Raw genomic sequence first — 18,860 nt, 5'->3', positions numbered from 1 at the left:
GTCGGCTCGGCCCCGCCCCGGCCCTCGTCCAAGGCCTGTTTGCGAGACTGGGCCGGGTGAGCACCGCCCTCGTCACCGGTTCGACCGCCGGCATCGGCAACGCCTTCGTCCGCCGGCTGGCCCGCGACCGCTACGACCTCGTCCTCGTGTCGCGGGACGGGCAGCGCCTCGAGGCCCTCGCGTCCGAGCTCCGGGCGGCGTACGGCGTCCAGGTCGAGGTCCTCGCCGCCGACCTGGCCGAGGACGACGGCTGCCGGGACGTGGAGGCCCGCCTCGCCGACCGCGACCGGCCGGTGGACGTGCTGGTCAACAACGCCGGCTTCTCGGTCAACCGCCGGTTCGTCAACGGCGACATCGAGGACGAGGAGCGGATGCTGCGGGTCCTCGTCCGGGCCGTGCTGCGGCTGACCCGCGCGGCCGTTCCCGGCATGCTCGAGCGCCGGCACGGGACGGTCGTCAACGTCTCGTCGGTCGCCGGGTTCATGCCGCAGGGGACCTACAGCGCCGCCAAGGCCTGGGTCACGACCTTCACCCAGGGCCTCGCCGGCGACTTGGCCGGCACCGGCGTGCGGGTGCTCGCCCTGTGCCCGGGCTTCACGCACACCGAGCTCCACGAGCGCGCCGGCATCGACATGCGGCGCACGCCGGACTGGCTGTGGCTGGACGCCGAGGAGGTCGTCGACGAGGCGTTCGCCGCGCTGGCCCGCGGCACCGTGGTCTGCGTCCCGAGCGCGCAGTACAAGACGATCGTGGCCGTGGCCCGGCACCTGCCGGCCCGCGCCTGGTCGGGGATCGGCCGCCAGGTGCGGCGGCGGCGGGTGGCGCGTCCGACCGCCGACCAGGACGTCACCTCAGACGAGCGAGCCGGCTGACCGCCTCGTCGAGCACCTCGTCGCGCTTGCAGAACGCGAAGCGCACCAGCGGCCGCCCGGCCTCGACGTCGTCGTAGAACACCTGGTGCGGGATCGCCACCACGCCCACCTTGTGCGGCAGCTCGCGGCAGAACTCCACGCCGTCCTGGTAGCCGAGCGGGCGGACGTCGGCGGTGACGAAGTAGGTGCCTTCGGGGACGTACGGCGTCAGGCCACCCGCCCGCAGCCCCTCGACCAGCCGGTCACGCTTGGCATGCAGCCCGTCGCGGAGGCCGGTGAAGTACGCGTCGGGCAGCCGCAGGCCGACCGCCACCGCCGGCTGGAACGGCGCGCCGGACACGAAGGTCAGGAACTGCTTGGCCGTCAGCACCGCCCGCACCAGGGCGGCCGGCCCGGACGCCCAGCCGACCTTCCAACCGGTGAACGAGAACGTCTTGCCACCCGAGCTGATGGTGAGCGTCCGCTCGGCCATGCCCGGGAACGTCGCGAGCGGCCGGTGCGGCCGGTCGAACGCCATGTGCTCGTAGACCTCGTCGGTCACCACCACGAGGTCACGCTCCACCGCCAGCTCGGCGACCGCTGTCAGCTCGTCCTCCGTGAGCACGGTGCCGGTCGGGTTGTGCGGGGTGTTGAGCAGCAGCAGCCGGGTCCGCGAGGTCACCGCGGCACGGAGCCGGTCGACGTCGAGCCGGAAGTCGGGTGCGCGCAGCGTCACCGGCACCCGGACCCCGCCCGCCATCTGGATGCACGCCGCGTAGGAGTCGTAGAACGGCTCCAACGCGACCACCTCGTCGCCGGGGTCGATAAGCCCGAACAGGGCCGCGGCGACCGCCTCGGTCGCGCCGGTCGTCACCACGACCTCGGTGCCGGGGTCGAGCTCGATGCCGTAGAAGCGGCGTTGGTGCTCGGCGACCGCCAGCCGCAGGTCGGGAATGCCCGGACCGGGCGGGTACTGGTTGGCGCCGCCGCGGATCGCCTGCACCGCGGCCTCGGCGACCTCCGGGGGACCGTCGGTGTCAGGGAAGCCCTGCCCGAGGTTGACCGACCCGGTCGCCAGCGCCAGCGCCGACATCTCGGCGAACACCGTCGTACCGAGGCCGTCCAGCCGTCGTGCGATGTGGTGACGCGTCACCCAAGGGACCCTAGGCGGCGCGGTCCCCAGGACCGCACGGCCCGGGTCGGTCGATCGACTTCCCCCCGGATGACCCGCGTGCCCGACTACCGTGAGCACCTGGCGCGGGCACTCACCGGAGGGCCCCGGACCGCCGCAGGTGGGGGGTAGGGCGATGCAGCTCGAGCACCAGTTCTCGGTGCCCGTCCCGGTCGCGCAGGCCTGGGACCTGCTGCTCGACGTCGAGCGAACCGCCCCCTGCGTACCCGGCGCGACCGTGGAGTCCTTCGACGGCGAGACGATCCATGGCCGGCTGAAGGTGAAGGTCGGCCCGATCCAGGTCACCTACGCCGGCACGGCCCGGTTCACCGAGAAGGACGAGTCCGCCCGTCGCGCGGTGCTCGACGCGTCGGCCAAGGAGGCCCGCGGTCCGGGGACCGCGACCGCGGTCATCACCGCTGCGCTGGTCGACCGGGGCGGCTCCACCGACGTCACGCTCACCACCGACCTGCAGATCACCGGACGACCGGCGCAGTTCGGTCGCGGCGTCATGGTCGAGGTGGGCAACAAGCTGCTCGACAAGTTCGCCGACTGCCTGGCCGCCGGGCTCGGCGTCGACCCGGCTCCGGCCGCGGCCACCGCGGCACCGGCCGCCGCAACCGCGGCACCGGCTGCGGCCGCCGCGACACCGGGTGAGGAGACGAAGTCGGCCGCCCGGGACATCGCGGCCGGCACCGCGGCGGCGGCGCCGCAGGCAACGGTCCCTCCGCCGGCGCTTCGCCGGGTCCCGGCCGGCGGCGACGACGCGGTCGACGTGCTCGACGTCGCCCGTGCGCCGCTGCTGAAGCGCGCGCTGCCCGTCGTCGGGGTGGCGGTGCTGCTGCTGGTCGTCTGGCGGCTGCTGGCCCGACGCCGGGGCTGACTCCGCCTGCAGCGAACGGCTCTGGCGAGCGGGGCTGCGGACCGCCAGGGTCGTGGCATGCGACTGCTGCTCATCGGAGGTTCCTCGTTCCTCGGGCGCGCCACTGCGGAGGAGGCGGTCCGCCGCGGCGCCGACGTCACGACGTTCAACCGCGGCGTCAGCGGGCCGGACGTGGAAGGCGTCGAGGCGCTGCGCGGCGACCGCGCGTCCGACGCGGACCTGGCGCAACTGGCCGACCGGGAGTTCGACGCCGTGGTCGACACCTGCGGCTTCGTCCCCGAGGTCGTGGGACGTGCGGTCGGCGTCCTGTCGGGCGGGCGTTCGGCAGGCGCCTTCTACGCCTTCGTCTCCAGCATGTCGGCCACCACCACCTGGCCGCACGCGCCGACGCCGGACGGGGCGCCGGGACAGGACTGCCCGCCGGAGGCCGGCCCCGACGCCGGCGACTACGGCGTGCTCAAGGCCGGCTGCGAGCGGGCGGTCACCCGGACGTTCGGCGACCGTGCCCTGGTCGTCCGTGCCGGCCTGATCCTCGGTCCGCACGAGAACGTCGGCCGGCTGCCCTGGTGGCTGCAGCGCATCTCCCGCGGCGGTGAGGTCCTCGCACCCGGCGACCCGGACACCGCCATGCAGCTGGTGGATGCCCGCGACCTCGCGGCCTTCATGCTCGACTGCGCGGAGGGCGGCACCGGGGGAACGGTCAACGCGACCGGCCCGCAGGGCAACGCGACGATGGGCAGCTGGCTGCAGGACTGCGTGGCCGCCACCGGCTCCGACGCGACGCTCACCTGGGTGCCCGACGACCTGCTGCTCGAGCACCAGGTCGAGGTCTGGACCGAGCTGCCGCTCTGGATGCCGCCCGGCCAGGAGGCCGACCACGTGTGGAGGGCGCAGACCGCGGCGGCAGAGCGGCTGGGTCTGCGGTCGAGGCCGGTGGTCGAGACCGTCGCCGACACCTGGGCCTGGCTGCGCGACGAGGGGCCGGCCGCCAAGCCGGACCGCGACTACGTCGCGAACCACGGCATCGACCCGGAGAAGGAGCGCCGGATCCTGGCCGCCCACCACGCCCGGCTCCGGTGACCGACCGGCTCGCCTCAGAGCAGCCGGCCGAGCACGTCACCCATGAGGTCGGCCACGGTCTCCGGCACCACGCAGGGCGCGAAGTGGCCGCCCGCGGGGTCCGCGGACACGACCGGCCAGCCCCGTGACGCCGCCACCCGGGCCGGCTGGTCGTACGCCTCGGAGAGCCGGACCATCGCGCACGGCGCGTCCGGCCAGTCAGGCGCGACCGCCAGGGTCTCGGTGAAGAACGGCTCGGCCCGCGGCCGCAGAGATGCGACCAGGGCACGTCGCCGCTCGTCGTCGGGCACCAGGTCGGCCAGGTCGTCGTCGGTCCAGGTCGGGTAGTGCCCACCGGCGGCCAGCTCGGCGCGGAACCCGGCCAGCCACTCGTCGCCACCCGCGACCTCGGTGGCCAGTAGGTCCAGCCGGGACGCCGGCCGCGCCGGAGGAAGCCCCGCGTCGAGGAACACGTAGGCCGCCACCCGGCTGCGCAGGGCCCGCCGGGCCGCTCCGACCAGGGGCAGCAGGTATCCCGCGCCGGAGTGCCCGACGAGCACCACCGGCCGTTCACCGACCGCCTCGCGCACCTGGAGAGCCGCTCGCGCGACGTACCGCTGGGCGAACGGCGGCTGGTCGTCGTCGGTCACGTCGACCACCACGGCGTCCTGCCCTCGCCCGCGCAGCACGTCCGGCAGGTCGCCCCAGGAAGCCGGCCCGACCAGCGGGCTGTGGACCAGGACGAGCGCGGGCGGCGGCATCGCGGTCAGCGGGGTCATCGCCGTGAGCCTGCCCTAGGCTCGCCCGCGATGGACGAGACCTCCGCCCGTGACCGGCTGCTGGCCCAGATCACCGACAAGGCCGTCGTGCACGGCCGGGTCGTCCTGTCGTCGGGACGCGAGGCGGACTGGTACGTCGACCTGCGCCGGATCACCCTCGACGGCGAGGCGGCGCCGCTGGTCGGCGAGGTGATGCTCGACGCCACGGCCGGCCTGCAGTACGACGCCGTCGGTGGGCTGACGCTGGGCGCCGACCCGGTGGCGACCGCGATGCTGCACGCCGCTGCGACACGTGGGCGCCGGCTGGACGCCTTCGTCGTGCGGAAGGAAGGCAAGGCGCACGGGCTGCAGCAGCGCATCGAGGGGCCGGACGTCGCCGACCGGCGGGTGCTGGCCGTCGAAGACACCTCGACCACCGGCGCCTCCGTCCTGGCCGCCGTCGAGGCGCTGCGCGAGGCGGGCGCGGAGGTCGTGGGCGTGGCAGTGATCGTCGAGCGCGGCGCGGCCGACACCGTGCGGGCCGAAGGTCTCGAGTACCTCGCGGCTTACGACCTCGCGGACCTCGGTCTGGGCTGACGGGCCGCAGTACCAGCTGCCCGGTGGATACGATCCGGGCCCATGACCGCCCTCTGGATCGTGCTGGCCGTCGTCGTCCTGCTCGCGGTCGCGGTCGTGGTCTCGTACAACCGCTTCGTCCGGCAGCGCAACCTGGTGCAGGAGTCGTGGCGCCAGGTGGACGTCGAGCTGAAGCGGCGGCACGACCTGATCCCCAACCTGGTCGAGACCGTGAAGGGCTACGCGACCCACGAGCGCGAGGTCTTCGACGCGGTCACCAAGGCGCGTGCCCAGGCCGCCGCCCCGGGGTCGACGCCCGCCCAGCAGGCGCAGCAGGAGGGGATCCTCGGCCAGGCGCTGGGCCGTCTCTTCGCCGTGGCGGAGGCCTACCCCGAGCTCAAGGCGAGCACCACCTTCCTGGAGCTGCAGCGCGAGCTCACCGAGACCGAGGACCGCATCGCCGCCGGCCGACGCTTCTACAACGCCAACGTGCGGGCGATGAACACCCGGGTCGAGTCGTTCCCGTCCAACCTGGTGGCGAGCGTGTTCGGGTTCCACGGGGAGGAGTACTTCGAGGTCGAGGACGAGGCCGTCCGGTCCGCGCCCACCGTCGACTTCTCCTGACCCGGGCGCGCAGTGGAGCGGAAGCGACCGGAGCCCCCCGGCCGCCTCGGAGGTGTCGTGTTCCCCCCGGCCGTCGGTGGCCTGGCGGGGCTGACGCTGACGAGCCACCGCGGTGCCAAGCAGGCAGCCGCCGCCACTGCTGCCGGCGCCGTCGCCCTTGCGGTCGTCGACGGCGTGGCCCGCGCCCTGCAGCGCCCGAACGAGATCCCCGCCCTGTGGTCGCGGATCGCCGCCAGTGCCGCGCTGGCCGCGCCTGCCGGCTGGTCAGTCGCTCGGGTCGCGGGCGTCGGCCCGCGCACGGTCGGCGTCATGAGCGGGGCGTGCGCGGGGCTGCTCGGCATCCGGCCGCAGAAGGTCGTGCTCGGGCCGCTGGTCGGTCTCGCCGTGGGAGGGGTGCTCGGGAGGCGCCAGGCGCCGGGCTCGGTCGTGGCCGCCAGCACCGTGCTGGTCTACCGGGTCCTGTCGGCAGCCGTCTTCCGGGACCCGCAGGTCATTCTCCTCGCCGAGCGGGTCGACGCAGCCGAGCTGCAGTTCGTCGTGCCACGTGCCTCGTGGACCCGATACGTCGGCACCGGCTACGTCCTGGACCTGGCCGCAGCCATCGGCGGCATCTACGTCGGCATCTACCCGGGCAGGGGGCGGTCTGGGGCTCACCAGCAGGAGCGAGCTCGGCCAGCCCGGCCACTACCTGACCTACATCGACCCGCAGTCGGACGAGCTGACGACGCTCGGCGTGCCAGGGTTCGACGAGCAGCTCGGCGTCTATGTCCGCGACGGCGCACTGCGCGCGGAGCATGCCTTCTGGGTCTGCGGCTTCGCGTTCCTCGTCCTCCACTACGAGGTCAGCCGCAAAACGCCGGCGCCAGGGCCGGGATGACCCCGACGTCGACCGGGATCACGACGCCGAGGACGACCACGACCTGACCACGACCACGAATCAGACGTCGGGGTTGAGCTTCTCCTGCTCGACCCGCTCCCGCTCGGCCGGCTCGTCGTAGCGCTCGTCCCGGTTGCGCGACCGGGCCCGCAGAAGCTCGAAGCCGACCGGGATGACCGAGACGGCGACGATCCCGATCAGGATCAGCTCGATGTGGTCGGCCACGAAGTCCACACCGCCCAGCGCGTAGCCGAGCATCGTCACGCCGGTGCCCCAGAGCACACCGCCCACGATCGTGTAGATCAGGTAGGTGCGGTAGTGCATCCTGCCGACGCCGGCGGTGACCGTGATGAACGTCCGGACGATCGGCACGAAGCGGGCCAGCACGATCGCGCGCGCGCCGTACTTGTCGAAGAAGGCATAGGACTTGTCGACGTACTCCTGCTTGAACAGCCGGGAGTCCGGGCGGCTGAAGACGGCCGGGCCGGCCTTCCGGCCGATCATGTAGCCGACCTGGTTGCCGGCGATGGCCGCGATCGTGATCAGCAGGCAGACCAGCCAGATCGGCTGGCTCATCGACCCCTGCTTCACCAGGAGCCCCGCGGTGAACAGCAGCGAGTCACCGGGCAGGAAGAAGCCGACCAGCAGGCCGCACTCGGCGAAGACCACGACGAGGATCCCCACCAGGCCGAAGTTGTCGACCAGCGTGTTGGGGTCCAGCCACGAGGGGCCGAGGGCGGAGGCGGACATCCGAGAAGGCTACCGGCGCACCCGGCGGCGGACCCGGTCAGCGGCGGCGGACGGTGAACGTCTCCGGCTGGTCGGCCGGGCCGGGCTCCCGCGGCCGGCCGTTGACCACGAAGCGCACCGCGTTCGGCCGGCCGTTGACGACCTGCAGCACCTTGGCGTCGAAGCTGCGCGTGGCCCCCGGCTGGAACAGCCGCGACACGATGGTCCGGCCACCCGGCACCCGGACGGTGATGTAGCTCTTGCGCTTGACCGCGAAGGCAAGCAGCGGCGGCCGCTTCGTCGGCCCGGCCGAGGCGGACGCGCTGGACGAGGGTGACGACGACGGGCTCGTGGACGTCGGGCTCGACGTGGCGCTCGGCGATGCTGTCGTAGAGGCCGCCGGGGGGCTGGTCGTGCGGTCCGGGCCGGTCGTGGTGACCGGGTCGTCCCCTCCTCGCGAGGTCACCCACCAGGCCAGGGCCAGCACAAGGACGACCGCCGCGGCCGCGATCCGCACCCAGAAGCCGGTGTCCGGGGTCGGTGCACCGGTGCCGGGCTGGGTGTGACGGCCCATGTTCGCGACGCTACTGCCTGGCGGAACGCCTCCGACGGACCCACGCGCCGACACCCAGGACGAGGGACGCGGCGACGAAGAACGCCGCCACCGCGTAGGCCACGTACTTCAGAGCCGGCCGGTCGGCGGCCAGGTGCCCCAGCACCGGCAGGCCGACCGCCCAGCCCAGCGCGCCGACCAGGTTGGCCGACAGGAACCGCGGATAGCTCATCCGGCTCGTCCCGGCGAGCACCGGCGTGAAGGTGCGCACCCAGGGGATCCACCGGGCCGTCACCACCGACCACCAGCCGTAGCGCTCGTAGAACTGCTCGGCCCGCTGCAGGTGCCGAGGGTCCATCCGGCCGGCCTCGACCCGATGGTCCAGCCAGGTGCGGCCCAGCCGGAAGCCTGTCGCATAGCCGACCGAGTCCCCGAGGACGGCGGCCGCGAACGCGCCGGCCACCAGCCAGCCGAGGTGCACGCCCGAGCCGTCCTCGGCCGACACCAGACCGGCGCCGAAAAGGATCGTGTCGCCGGGCAGGAAGAACCCGAGGAGCAGCCCCGACTCGACGAACACGAAGCCGAGGACGATCGCGTACACGGCGCCCGCCCCGAGCGTCCCCAGGTCCGGGTCCAGGTCGGGCAGCACCGCGCAACTCTAGGCTGCGCCGGGTGACCGACCCGCCCACCGAGGACGCCGACGAGCCCCGCGACGAGGTCGGCGTCGGGCCGTGGACCGGGGAGTGGCCCGACGACCCGTGGTACGACGCGGAGCTGCTCGCCCACGGCGACCGGCGCAACGTGGTCGACCGATATCGCTACTGGCGGCGGGAGGCGATCGTCGCCGACCTCGACGGGCGCCGCCACGACCTGCACGTGGCCATCGAGAACCTCCGGCACGACTTCAACATCGGGTCGGTCGTGCGGACCGCGAACGCCTTCCTGGTCGAGGAGGTGCACGTCGTCGGGCGGCGAAGGTGGAACCGCCGCGGCGCCATGGTCACCGACCGCTATCAGCACGTCCGCCACCACGAGGACGTCGCCGCGCTGCTGGCCTGGGCGCACGCCGAGGGGCTGGCCGTGGTGGGTATCGACAACCTCCCCGGCTCGGTCCCCCTCGAGGAGACGCGGCTGCCCCGCCACGCCGTGCTCCTGCTCGGCCAGGAAGGACCGGGGCTCTCCCCGGCCGCCCGCGAGCAGCTCGACCTCGTCGTCTCGATCGTGCACTACGGCTCGACCCGCTCCATCAACGTCGGGGCTGCGGCCGCCATCGCGATGCACACCTGGGTCCGCCAGCACGTGACCGGCCATGAGCTCTGATCACAGCTCGACCTGGGCCTACGACCCGGCTCCGGACGCGACCGGCTGGCGGGTGAGCGGTGCGGAAGGTGGTACGGAGGCCCGCCAGCCCGGTGGAGCGGCGCGGAACGCCGGGTCAGGTGCGCAGGCGGAGGCGGTACCACTGCGGCGACGTGCGGTCGAGCGGCCAGCCCAGCGACGCGGTGGAGGCCGCCTCGACCGAGAGCAGCTCCCAGCCGGGGAACGCCTGCTCGACCTCGGCCTGCGTCACCCCGCCGGTCACCGACCGCATCAGGGTCGCCCCGAACTCCAGCATCAGCAGGGTAGCGCCGGGGTTCGCCAGCGCAGTGATGCTGCGCCCCTGCGCCATGCGCTGCGGCTCACCGAAGCCCTGGAAGCAGCCGACGTCCAGGAAGAAGTCGAACCCCCCGAGGGAGCTCGGGAGCGCGGTCACGTCGCCGACGACGTACGTCACTCCGGGTGGGCCTGCCCGCCGGGCCGCCTCCACCGCGCGTGGCACCACGTCCACCCCGACCGCCTCCCAGCCGCGCCGGGCGAGCTCGGGCGTGTACTGACCGCGCCCGCAGCCCAGGTCGAGCGCCCGGCCGAGGGGCCGCGGCCGGTCGGCCTCCTCTCGGTCGAGCAGTGCGGCGATGCTCTCCGCCGCCGCCGCTCCGTACTTCTCCCACGGCGTCATGCCGACGCGGTAGGCGAACGCGTACCTCTTCATCGCCAGCACCTCCCCGTGGACAGCATGGACCCGCAGCCGCGGTCGGTCACTAGGGTCGGGAGGCATGGACGACGCCGAGCTGCTCGCCCACTTCGACACCCAGGTGCGCCGCAACCCGGCTGACCCGCCGCCGGGCTTCGAGCAGGAGACGGTGACCGAGCCGGGCGCCATGACGCTGCTGCTGCCCGCTGGGGACGCGCCGTGGGGCGGCGGCGTGTTCTGGAGCGACCTCGACGAGTCGACCGCCGACGCGGCGATCGCCGCGGCGGTCGAGCGCTTCCGGCCGTACGGCGTCGAGTTCGAGTGGAAGCACTACGGCTACGACCGCCCCGCCGACCTGGCGCAGCGCCTGCTCGCCGCCCGGTTCACCCCGGAGGAGGAGGAGGCCCTCGTCGTCGGCGAGGTCGACGTGGTGCGCGAGCGGCTGGCCGGTGCTGCCGACGTGCCGGGCATCACCGTGCGCCGGATCGCCGAGGACGCCAAGGAGCAGGCGCTGGACTGGCAGCGGATCAACGTCCTGCACTCGACGGTCTGGTCGCAGGACTCCGGCGAGCACGTGCGCGCCCTGGCCGCCGAGCACCTCGACGACCCGGCCGCCATGTCGGTGTGGCTGGCCGAGTCCGGCGACGGGGCCGTCGTGTGCGCCGCCTGGGTGCGCTTCCACGACGGCACCGACTTCGCGTCGCTGTGGGGCGGCAGCACGCTCGAGGAGTACCGCCGCCGCGGAATCTACAAGGCGCTCGTCGCCCGCCGCGCCGACGAGGCCGCCGAGCGCGGCTTCCGCTTCCTGCAGGTCGACGCCTCGCCGGACAGCCGGCCGATCCTCGAGCGCCTCGGCCTGCGCACGCTGACGTCGACCACGCCGTACGTGTGGGCGCCCGCGACGGTCGCCGAGCCGTGACCGAGCGGCTGGTCGTCGTCGGAGGCGACGCCGCGGGCATGTCGGCGGCCTCGCAGGCCAAGCGGCTGCGCGGCGACGGCCTCGAGGTGCTCGCCCTGGAGCGGGGCCGGCACGCCTCCTACTCCGCCTGCGGCATCCCCTACTGGGTCGGTGGCGTGGTCGATGACGAGGCGGCCCTGGTCGCCCGGACGCCGGAGGAGCACCGGGCCAACGGCATCGACCTGCGGCTGCGCCACGAGGCCACCGGGCTCGACCTCGACCGGCGCGAGCTGGAGGTGCGCGACCACGGCACCTCGACGACGTACCGCATGGGCTTCGACGAGGTGGTGATCGCCACCGGCGCCCGCCCCCGTCGTCCCGAGATCCCCGGCGTGACCGCACCCGGCGTGCACGGCGTGCAGACCCTCGACGACGGCGAGGCGCTGCTCGACACCCTCGAGCACAGCCCGCGACGTGCGGTGGTCGTGGGCGGTGGCTACATCGGCATCGAGATGGCAGAGGCGATGGTCAACCGCGGCCTGGAGGTGACCGTGGTGACCCGCTCGCGGGAGCCGATGGCCACCCTCGACCCGGACATGGGCGCCCAGGTGCACCAGGCGATGGAGGACATGGGCATCGACGTGCGGACGTCGGTGCAGCTGCGCGAGGTGACGACCGGCCCGGACGGGCGGGCAACCGGTGTCGTCACCGACCAGGGCGAGCTGCCGGCCGACGTCGTCGTGCTGGGCACCGGCGTCGAGCCGGAGACGACTCTGGCCGCCGCTGCCGGGCTGCCTCTGGGCCGGTGGGGCGGGTTGGTCACCGACCTGCAGATGCGGGTCTTCGACGCCGACGGCGTGTGGGCGGCCGGCGACTGCGTCGAGTCGATCGACCTCGTCTCGGGCAACCGGGTGCACGTCGCGCTCGGCACCCACGCCAACAAGCAGGGCCGGGTCGCCGGCACCAACCTCGGCGGGGGCTACGCGACGTTCCCCGGTGTCGTGGGGACGGCCGTGAGCAAGGTGTGCGACCTCGAGATCGCGCGGACCGGGCTGCGCGAGCGCGACTGCGACGCGGTCGGCTTCCGCTACCTGACCGTCCAGGTCGGGTCGCGGACCCGGGCCGGCTACTACCCGGGAGCCGACCAGGTCACGGTGAAGCTCGTGGTGGAGCAGCGCAGCGGTCGCCTGTTGGGCGGGCAGATCGTCGGCGGCGCGGCGTCGGCCAAGCGTATCGACGTGCTCGCGGTGGCCCTGTGGAACCGGATGACGGTCGAGGAGGTGGTCTCCCTCGACCTCGGCTACGCCCCACCGTTCTCGCCCACGTGGGACCCGGTGCTGATCGCCGCGCGGAAGGCTGCGGACCTCGTGCGCGCCGGCTGAGACGCCGTTCCCCGGCGCCGGCGGGCTCTGCGAGGATGAAGACGACGGCCAAGCACGTGTGCCGCCTGCCGATCCACCAGGGAGCCCGCCATGCCCATCGCCACCCCCGACGTCTACGGCGAGATGCTGGACCGCGCGAAGGCCGGCGCCTTCGCCTACCCGGCGATCAACGTGACGTCGTCCCAGACCCTCAACGCCGCCCTGCAGGGCTTCGCGGAGGCCGGCAGCGACGGCATCGTGCAGGTCTCGACGGGCGGCGCCGAGTTCCTGTCCGGCTCGACCGTCAAGGACATGGTGCTCGGGGCGCAGGCCCTGGCCGAGTACGCCCACCACGTCGCGAAGGCGTACCCGGTGCAGATCGCGCTGCACACGGACCACTGCCCGAAGGACAAGCTCGACGGCTACATGCGGCCGCTGGTCGAGATCTCCAAGCAGCGGGTGGCCGAGGGCCGGGAGCCGCTCTTCCAGTCGCACATGTGGGACGGCTCGGCGGTCGAGCTGGAGGAGAACCTGCAGATCGCCCGCGAGCTGCTCGAGGCGTGTGCCGCAGCGAAGATCGTCATGGAGCTGGAGATCGGCGTCGTCGGCGGCGAGGAGGACGGCGTCGCCAACGAGATCAACGAGAAGCTCTACACGACGCCGGGTGACGCCGTGCGCACCGTCGAGATGCTCGGTGCCCCGGGCGAGGTCGGCCGCTACCTGCTCGCCGCGACGTTCGGCAACGTGCACGGCGTCTACAAGCCCGGCAACGTCAAGCTCCGCCCGTCGATCCTCAAGGACATCCAGGACGAGGTCGGCGCCAAGCTGGGCACCGGCAAGCCGTTCGACCTGGTCTTCCACGGCGGCAGCGGCTCGGCCCTCGAGGAGATCCGCGAGACGCTCGACTACGGCGTGGTGAAGATGAACGTCGACACCGACACGCAGTACGCCTTCACCCGGCCGATCGTCGACCACATGTTCAGCAACTACAGCGGCGTGCTCAAGGTCGACGGCGAGGTCGGCAACAAGAAGCAGTACGACCCCCGCTCCTACGGCAAGGCGGCCGAGAAGGGCATGGCCGCGCGCGTCGTCGAGGCGTGCGAGGACCTCCGCTCGGCCGGGACGTCTCTGGGCAAGGCCTGAGGACGTCGGCGGGTCGACGCGTGGCGTCCGGTTGACCCGATCGGGGGATTCCGGGCCGGTTCTGCCCGTTTCGTCTCAAGACGGCCGGCGGCGGGCGCCGACGTAGAGGACGTACCTCGGGGTCCTCATACGTCATCGGAGTCTTCATGTCCGTCCGCTCCGCCTCCACCGCGCTGCTCGTCACAGCGGCGCTCGCCCTCGCACCGGCCGCCGCTGCCGTGGCCGACGACGGCGGCTCCACGTCGACCGGCGTCAGCAAGTCCCAGCTCGCCAAGGCCCGGGCCGAGGCCCGCAAGCTCGAGCGCCAGGCCAAGGCAAAGGGCAAGGTCGTGCTCGGCGGCAAGGTCAAGGCCGTGACCCCCGCGGTCGCCCCGGTCGCGGCCACCGACACCGCCCTCGCCGTCGAGGCCGCCGACGCCACCCTGACCTTCACCGTGCACGGCGGCCGCTACAAGGACCTGCGCGGCACCGACGTCACCGTCACCGTGCTCGCCGACGCCAAGGTGACCCGTGACGGCGTCGTCGACCTGTCCGCCGTGCTCGTCGGCGACCACGTCGTCGTGAAGTCGCGCGACTTCGACTTCGTCGTGGACCGCACCACCCTGGTGCCGACCGTCACCGTGACGGCCAGCGTGCACCGGGTGGTCGCGAACGCCCCCGACGCGGTGGAGGAGGCGACCGCCTGACGCGGCAGCCGACCAAGGGCTCTTGCCGGACGAGCCCCTTCGTGGTGGGGTCCCCCTCGGGACACCGCAGGACCCGACCATGGAGGGGCTCGCCCATGTCTGCACGTCGTACGTCGCCGCGACTCGTCGGGGCGCTCGCTGCCCTCCTCGTCGCTGCCCTGTCGCTGCTCACCGCCGCACCGCAGGCCGGCGCATCGCCGTCGCCGCAGCGCGAGGTGGGCGTCGCGAGCTACAACCTCTTCCTCGGCGGCAACATCGGCAGCCTCGTCGAACCGGAGGTCGACACTGTGCCGGAGTTCGTCGCCGCGGCCGCCGCGCTGTGGCAGAACGTCGTGGCGACCGACTTCCCGGCCCGGGCGGAGGCGATCGCCGACCTGCTCGCGGAGGACGACCCGGACGTCGTCGGCCTGCAGGAGGTGGCGAACTGGGCCACCACTTCCCTCTCCGGGGCGCCGGTGCCGTCCTACGACTTCCAGGAGCTGCTGCTCGACGCGCTCGCCGAGCGTGGGACCCCGTACCGGGTGATCGCCTCGAACACCAACTTCGTCAGCCCGACGGTGCCGATCCCACCTCTCGGGTTGGCCGTGCGGTTCACCGACCGCGACGTCGTGATCGCGCGGGCTGACCTGCCCACGTCGCGGCTCAAGGCAGCGAATCCGCAGCCGCACACGTTCGTGGCCGGCATCCCGGTGACCCTGCCGGTCGGCAGCACCCGCATCATCCGTGGCTGGTCCACGGTCGACGTGAAGGTGCGGGGCAAGACGTTCCGGTTCGCCAACACCCACCTCGAGGCGTTCAGCGCGACGGTCCGCAACCTGCAGGCCGCCGAGCTGGCCGAGTCCCTGACGGCCTCCCCGCACCCCGTGGTGCTCGTCGGCGACCTCAACTCCCAACGGCGCGACGAGGAGCCCGAGGGAGACGACGTGGTCGCTTACGAGACGCTGACGTCGATCGGGCTGGCCGACGCGTGGATCGAGGCACCGGGAACCGGCGACGGCGACACGTCCGGCCAGACCGACCCGCTGACCAACGTGCCGTCGAAGATCGACCACCGGATCGACTACGTCCTCTACGAACCCGAGCCGGACTCTCCCGAGGACCCCGTCATCGAGGCGACCGAGGCGCACGTGGTCGGCGAAGAGCTGGCCGACCGGGCGACCAGCACGGTGACCGGCGCGCCGCGCCTTTTGTGGCCGTCGGACCACGCGGGCGTCGTTGCCACCCTGCACATCGGCCGGCCGTGACCTCCGGCAACCTGCTCGGCGAGCCGCCGGCGACCGAGCTGCCCGACGAGCCGGGCCGGGGCGAGCTGGCTGCCGGCCGGCCCGCCGTGGAGGTCGCGGCCGACCATCCGACGTCGAGCCTGGCGTGGGCGGTGCTGGCCGAGGAGGCGCTCGCCGGCGGCCGCGCGGTCGAGGGCTACGCCTACGCGCGGACCGGCTACCACCGGGGGCTGGACGCCCTGCGTCGTAACGGCTGGAAGGGTCACGGCCCGGTCCCCTGGGAGCACGAGCCGAACCGTGGGTTCCTGCGGGCGCTGCACGCGCTGGGCGTCGCGGCCGGCCGGATCGGCGAGGACGAGGAGGCGCAGCGCTGCCGGACGTTCCTCGCGGACTCCAGCGCGACCGCCGTGGCGGAGCTGGCAGCCGACCGGCACTGAGCGCGCCGCCGGGATCGTCATGCCACCGGGGCGCCCCGAGACGCCCCGGTGGGCTGACGATCCGCTCGATCAACGTCGACGCCGCAAGACGCCGACGAGGCGCAGAACCGTCCCCTGCCGCGGTTCCGCGCCTCGTCGCGGCCCATCTTGCCCCCTCTGGCCCGGATTGACCTGGCTCGTCCCTGCCACTGACACCAACCTGCCAGCCCGAAGCGCCGTCGGACCTAGGGTGGGCCGGGTGAGCGCGTTGGGCGTGTGGGGGCTCGACGACGAGGCGGAGACCGTCTACCGGGCGCTGCTGCGCAACCCGGACCTCGACGCCGCCGGGCTGGCCGGGTACCTGAGGCTCCCGGACGAGCGGGTGGCCGCCGCCCTCGACGGCCTTGCCGAGCTGGGCCTGATCAGCCCGACGCCCACCGGGCCGGCTCCGGCGTCCCCCGCGACGACGCTGATGGCCATGCTGCACGCGTCGCTGAGCGACCTCGAGGAGCAGCGGGCCCGGCTCGACACGGTGCGCGCCGCGCTGGCCGGCTTCGCCGCCGACCACATGGTCGGCCAGTCCCGGGCCTGGTCGCGGATGCCGGTCGAGCTGCTCAGCGCCGAGGAGTCGTTCGCCGGGGTCGAGGACCTGCAGCGCGGCACCAGCGGCGACATCGTCTCCTGCCACCAGGCGATCCACATCGACGTGGACTCACCGACCTACGTCGAGCTGGTGCGCCACCAGCTCCGGGAGGGCCGGCGGATGCGTGGTCTCTACCCCGTGGAGGTGCTCGAGGACGACCGCCGGCTGGACTACGTGCAGGGTTGGGCCGTCGCCGGCGAGCAGGTCCGGCTGTCCGTCCAGCCGCTGCCTACCATCGCGGTCTTCGGTCGCGAGGTCGCGCTGGTGTCCGCCGAAGGTGACGAGAACGAGGGCGGCGCCCGGCTGATCGTGCGCGCGCCGGGTCTGGTCGCCCTGGTCCTCGAGCTTTTCGAGCAATTGTGGGTGCGGGCCGCACCGCTCGAGCTGCCTGACGACGACGGGGCCCTCGACGACCGGCGCCGGATCCTCGAGCTGCTGGTGAGCGGCACGAAGGACGAGACCATCGCACGTCAGCTCGGCCTGTCGCTGCGCACGGTCCGCCGCCGGGTCGCCGAGCTGATGGACGAGCTCGGCGCCCGCACGCGCTTCCAGGCCGGGGTGGAGGCGCACCGGCGTGGCCTGCTCTGACCTAGTCTGACCCGGTGGCCGACTTCGAGCATGTCCTGCGTCGCCGTCTCGAGGTTGTGATCGGGACGCCGTTCACGGAGGGCAACTCCGTCACCGTCCTGCGCAACGGTGACCAGATCTTCCCCGCGATGCTCGAGGCGATCCGGGGGGCGCAGAGCACCGTCGACCTGATGACGTTCGTCTACTGGCGCGGGGACATCGCGGTCGAGCTCGCCAAGGCGATGAGCGACCGGGCCCGGGCCGGCGTCCGGGTCCGCCTGCTGATCGACGCCCTCGGGGGCCGGCTGATCGAAGGCACCCTGGTCGACGAGATGGACCGGGCCGGCGTGCAGGTCGAGTGGTTCCGCAAGCCGTGGCTCAAGTCGCCGTTCAAGGCCAACCACCGGCTGCACCGCAAGGTCTGCGTCGTCGACGGCCGCATCGCCTTCACCGGCGGCGTCGGCATCGCGGAGGAGTGGACGGGCGACGCCCGCAACGAGAACGAGTGGCGCGACACGCACCTGCGGGTCGAGGGGCCGGCGGTCGACGGGCTGCAGTCGGCCTTCATCCAGGACTGGGCCGAGACCGGGCAGGAGCTCTACTCCGAGGACGACGAGTTCCCCGAGCAGCCGCAGACGGGCAGCAGCACGGTGCAGATCGTCCGCGGCTCGGCGAGCATCGGCTGGGACGACATGCAGTCGGCGTTCCACGTCATGCTCTGCTCCGCGCGGGAGCGGCTGCGGATCGCCACGGCCTACTTCGCCCCGGACTCCGACTTCCTCGACACGCTCTGCGACGCACCGGCCCGCGGCGTCGACGTCGACCTCGTCGTCCCGGGGCCGCACGCCGACAAGCGGGTCTCGCAGCTCACCAGCGAGGGTGTCTACGACCGGCTGGTCAACTGCGGCGTCCGGGTCTGGACCTTCCAGCCGTCGATGATGCACGCCAAGGTCATGACGGTCGACGGCCAGGCGGCGGTCATCGGGTCGTCGAACTTCAACCGGCGCTCCCTGGACCACGACGAGGAGGTCGTGCTGATCGCGCTGGACCGCGACCTGACGGCGACGCTGGACGCGCACCTCGACGAGGACTTCGAGCGCAGCATCGAGATCGACCTGACCCGGTGGCGCAACCGGTCGGTCACCCAGCGGGTGCAGGAGAAGGCGGTCAGCCCGATCCGCCGCTGGATGTAGCCACCAGCAGCGCCCAGGCGCCCCGCTCCACCCGCCAGGTCCGGGACGCGACCGGCCCGTCGAGCTCGCCGTCGGCGTTGAGCGGGAAGGGCTGTCCCGACACGGTGACCGTGCTCCCGCGGCGGGTGGTCACGTCCTCGCGCTCGACGTGCTCGCCTTCGCGCAGCGCGACGCCGAAGCCGAGCCGTGCGAGCGGCCCGGTGGAGGTCGCCACCACGACGTCGAGCAGCCCGTCGTCGGGCGCCGCGTCCGGCGCGACCTCGGCGCCGCCGCCGATCGTGCGCCCGTTGGCGACCACCACCATGAGGGCCGGCCCGTCGACCTCGACGACCGACCCGTCGACCTCCACCCGCAGGTCCCACCCCGTGGGGCCGGCCGCCGCGAGGACGCTGCCGACCGGGTAGGCCGCCTTCCCCAGCCGGTCCTTGAGCCCGGTGGCCTTCTCCGCGGCCTCGGCGCCGACACCCAGGTGCACGACGTTGACGACGACACCGCCGTCGTCGTCGACGAGCAGGTCCAGCGGGCGCGGGCTGCCGTCGAGGAGCGCCTGGGCGGCGTCGGCCGGCTCGAGCGGGATGCCGAGGGTCCGGGCCAGGTCGTTGCCGGTGCCCAGGGGCACCAGGCCCAGCGGTTCGCCG

The 18,860-nt window shown here is 73.3% G+C and carries 22 protein-coding genes; 15 read left to right on the top strand and 7 right to left on the bottom strand.

The window, feature by feature from the left end:
- The first annotated feature begins 56 nt into the window (after positions 1–56).
- Positions 57–872 carry an SDR family oxidoreductase gene (locus VK640_13760; protein ID HTE74248.1) on the top strand — a complete coding sequence of 272 codons (816 nt, stop codon included), beginning with the start codon at positions 57–59 and terminating at the stop codon, positions 870–872.
- On the opposite strand, the gene VK640_13755 is transcribed toward VK640_13760, so the two are convergent.
- On the bottom strand, positions 847–1,944 hold the full coding sequence (locus VK640_13755) for a pyridoxal phosphate-dependent aminotransferase (GenBank protein ID HTE74247.1): 1,098 nt from the start codon (positions 1,942–1,944) through the stop codon (positions 847–849). The genes VK640_13760 and VK640_13755 overlap by 26 nt on opposite strands.
- 214 nt (positions 1,945–2,158) lie before the next feature.
- On the opposite strand from VK640_13755, the gene VK640_13750 reads away from it, so the two are divergent.
- Positions 2,159–2,905: an SRPBCC family protein gene (locus tag VK640_13750; GenBank protein HTE74246.1), complete on the top strand. Its 747-nt coding sequence runs from the start codon at positions 2,159–2,161 to the stop codon at positions 2,903–2,905.
- Between the two features lie 57 nt (positions 2,906–2,962).
- Positions 2,963–3,985 carry an NAD-dependent epimerase/dehydratase family protein gene (locus VK640_13745; protein HTE74245.1) on the top strand — a complete coding sequence of 341 codons (1,023 nt, stop codon included), beginning with the start codon at positions 2,963–2,965 and terminating at the stop codon, positions 3,983–3,985.
- Between the two features lie 14 nt (positions 3,986–3,999).
- Here the strand turns inward: VK640_13745 and VK640_13740 are convergent, their stop codons facing one another.
- The gene (locus VK640_13740; GenBank protein HTE74244.1) at positions 4,000–4,743 is read right to left on the bottom strand and encodes a hypothetical protein; all 744 of its coding nucleotides are present in this window, start codon (positions 4,741–4,743) and stop codon (positions 4,000–4,002) included.
- A 30-nt stretch (positions 4,744–4,773) separates the two neighbouring features.
- Here VK640_13740 and pyrE point away from each other — a divergent pair, with 30 nt between their 5' ends.
- The 3 genes from pyrE to VK640_13725 all read left to right on the top strand — a co-directional run bounded on the left by pyrE (position 4,774) and on the right by VK640_13725 (position 6,799).
- The gene (gene pyrE, locus VK640_13735; GenBank protein HTE74243.1) at positions 4,774–5,319 is read left to right on the top strand and encodes an orotate phosphoribosyltransferase; all 546 of its coding nucleotides are present in this window, start codon (positions 4,774–4,776) and stop codon (positions 5,317–5,319) included.
- Between the two features lie 42 nt (positions 5,320–5,361).
- On the top strand, positions 5,362–5,922 hold the full coding sequence (locus tag VK640_13730; protein ID HTE74242.1) for a LemA family protein: 561 nt from the start codon (positions 5,362–5,364) through the stop codon (positions 5,920–5,922).
- A gap of 544 nt (positions 5,923–6,466) precedes the next feature.
- Positions 6,467–6,799: a hypothetical protein gene (locus VK640_13725; protein ID HTE74241.1), complete on the top strand. Its 333-nt coding sequence runs from the start codon at positions 6,467–6,469 to the stop codon at positions 6,797–6,799.
- A gap of 60 nt (positions 6,800–6,859) precedes the next feature.
- Here the strand turns inward: VK640_13725 and VK640_13720 are convergent, their stop codons facing one another.
- Genes VK640_13720 through VK640_13710 form a run of 3 tightly spaced genes read right to left on the bottom strand, consistent with a single transcriptional unit; the run spans position 6,860 to position 8,730 of the window.
- On the bottom strand, positions 6,860–7,549 hold the full coding sequence (locus VK640_13720; protein ID HTE74240.1) for a DedA family protein: 690 nt from the start codon (positions 7,547–7,549) through the stop codon (positions 6,860–6,862).
- Positions 7,550–7,586: 37 nt separating this feature from the next.
- Complete coding sequence (locus VK640_13715) at positions 7,587–8,102, bottom strand: RodZ domain-containing protein (protein HTE74239.1); 516 nt, start codon at positions 8,100–8,102, stop codon at positions 7,587–7,589.
- A 10-nt stretch (positions 8,103–8,112) separates the two neighbouring features.
- A complete protein-coding gene (locus VK640_13710) occupies positions 8,113–8,730 on the bottom strand; it encodes a DedA family protein (GenBank protein ID HTE74238.1) in 618 nt (205 codons plus the stop codon).
- 23 nt (positions 8,731–8,753) lie between these two features.
- On the opposite strand from VK640_13710, the gene VK640_13705 reads away from it, so the two are divergent.
- Complete coding sequence (locus VK640_13705) at positions 8,754–9,401, top strand: RNA methyltransferase (protein HTE74237.1); 648 nt, start codon at positions 8,754–8,756, stop codon at positions 9,399–9,401.
- 115 nt (positions 9,402–9,516) lie between these two features.
- Here VK640_13705 and VK640_13700 read toward each other — a convergent pair whose 3' ends face one another.
- On the bottom strand, positions 9,517–10,110 hold the full coding sequence (locus VK640_13700; protein ID HTE74236.1) for a class I SAM-dependent methyltransferase: 594 nt from the start codon (positions 10,108–10,110) through the stop codon (positions 9,517–9,519).
- 64 nt (positions 10,111–10,174) lie between these two features.
- Between VK640_13700 and VK640_13695 the strand changes: the two genes are divergently transcribed.
- From VK640_13695 to VK640_13660, 8 genes are all read left to right on the top strand, one after another.
- Complete coding sequence (locus VK640_13695; GenBank protein HTE74235.1) at positions 10,175–11,011, top strand: GNAT family N-acetyltransferase; 837 nt, start codon at positions 10,175–10,177, stop codon at positions 11,009–11,011.
- Positions 11,008–12,372, top strand: a complete 1,365-nt coding sequence (locus tag VK640_13690; GenBank protein ID HTE74234.1) for an FAD-dependent oxidoreductase — start codon at positions 11,008–11,010, stop codon at positions 12,370–12,372. The genes VK640_13695 and VK640_13690 overlap by 4 nt, the downstream gene beginning before the upstream one ends.
- Before the next feature lie 90 nt (positions 12,373–12,462).
- A complete protein-coding gene (gene fbaA, locus VK640_13685) occupies positions 12,463–13,494 on the top strand; it encodes a class II fructose-bisphosphate aldolase (protein HTE74233.1) in 1,032 nt (343 codons plus the stop codon).
- Between the two features lie 146 nt (positions 13,495–13,640).
- Positions 13,641–14,180, top strand: coding sequence for a hypothetical protein (locus VK640_13680; GenBank protein ID HTE74232.1), 540 nt, complete (start codon positions 13,641–13,643; stop codon positions 14,178–14,180).
- A 95-nt stretch (positions 14,181–14,275) separates the two neighbouring features.
- Positions 14,276–15,424 carry an endonuclease/exonuclease/phosphatase family protein gene (locus VK640_13675; GenBank protein ID HTE74231.1) on the top strand — a complete coding sequence of 383 codons (1,149 nt, stop codon included), beginning with the start codon at positions 14,276–14,278 and terminating at the stop codon, positions 15,422–15,424.
- On the top strand, positions 15,421–15,840 hold the full coding sequence (locus tag VK640_13670; GenBank protein ID HTE74230.1) for a DUF3151 domain-containing protein: 420 nt from the start codon (positions 15,421–15,423) through the stop codon (positions 15,838–15,840). Before VK640_13675 ends, VK640_13670 begins: the two co-directional genes overlap by 4 nt.
- A gap of 238 nt (positions 15,841–16,078) precedes the next feature.
- A complete protein-coding gene (locus VK640_13665) occupies positions 16,079–17,050 on the top strand; it encodes a LuxR C-terminal-related transcriptional regulator (GenBank protein ID HTE74229.1) in 972 nt (323 codons plus the stop codon).
- 14 nt (positions 17,051–17,064) lie between these two features.
- Positions 17,065–18,222, top strand: coding sequence for a phospholipase D-like domain-containing protein (locus VK640_13660; GenBank protein HTE74228.1), 1,158 nt, complete (start codon positions 17,065–17,067; stop codon positions 18,220–18,222).
- On the opposite strand, the gene VK640_13655 is transcribed toward VK640_13660, so the two are convergent.
- Positions 18,197–18,860, bottom strand: a 664-nt coding sequence (locus VK640_13655; protein HTE74227.1) for a diacylglycerol kinase family protein, incomplete at its 5' end; no start/stop codon positions are given. The two genes, VK640_13660 and VK640_13655, sit on opposite strands and share 26 nt — an antisense overlap.

The organism is Actinomycetes bacterium (assembly GCA_035489715.1).
In the GTDB taxonomy this organism is placed as follows: domain Bacteria; phylum Actinomycetota; class Actinomycetes; order JACCUZ01; family JACCUZ01; genus DATHAP01.
This window is presented reverse-complemented; position numbering and strand designations above follow the sequence as displayed.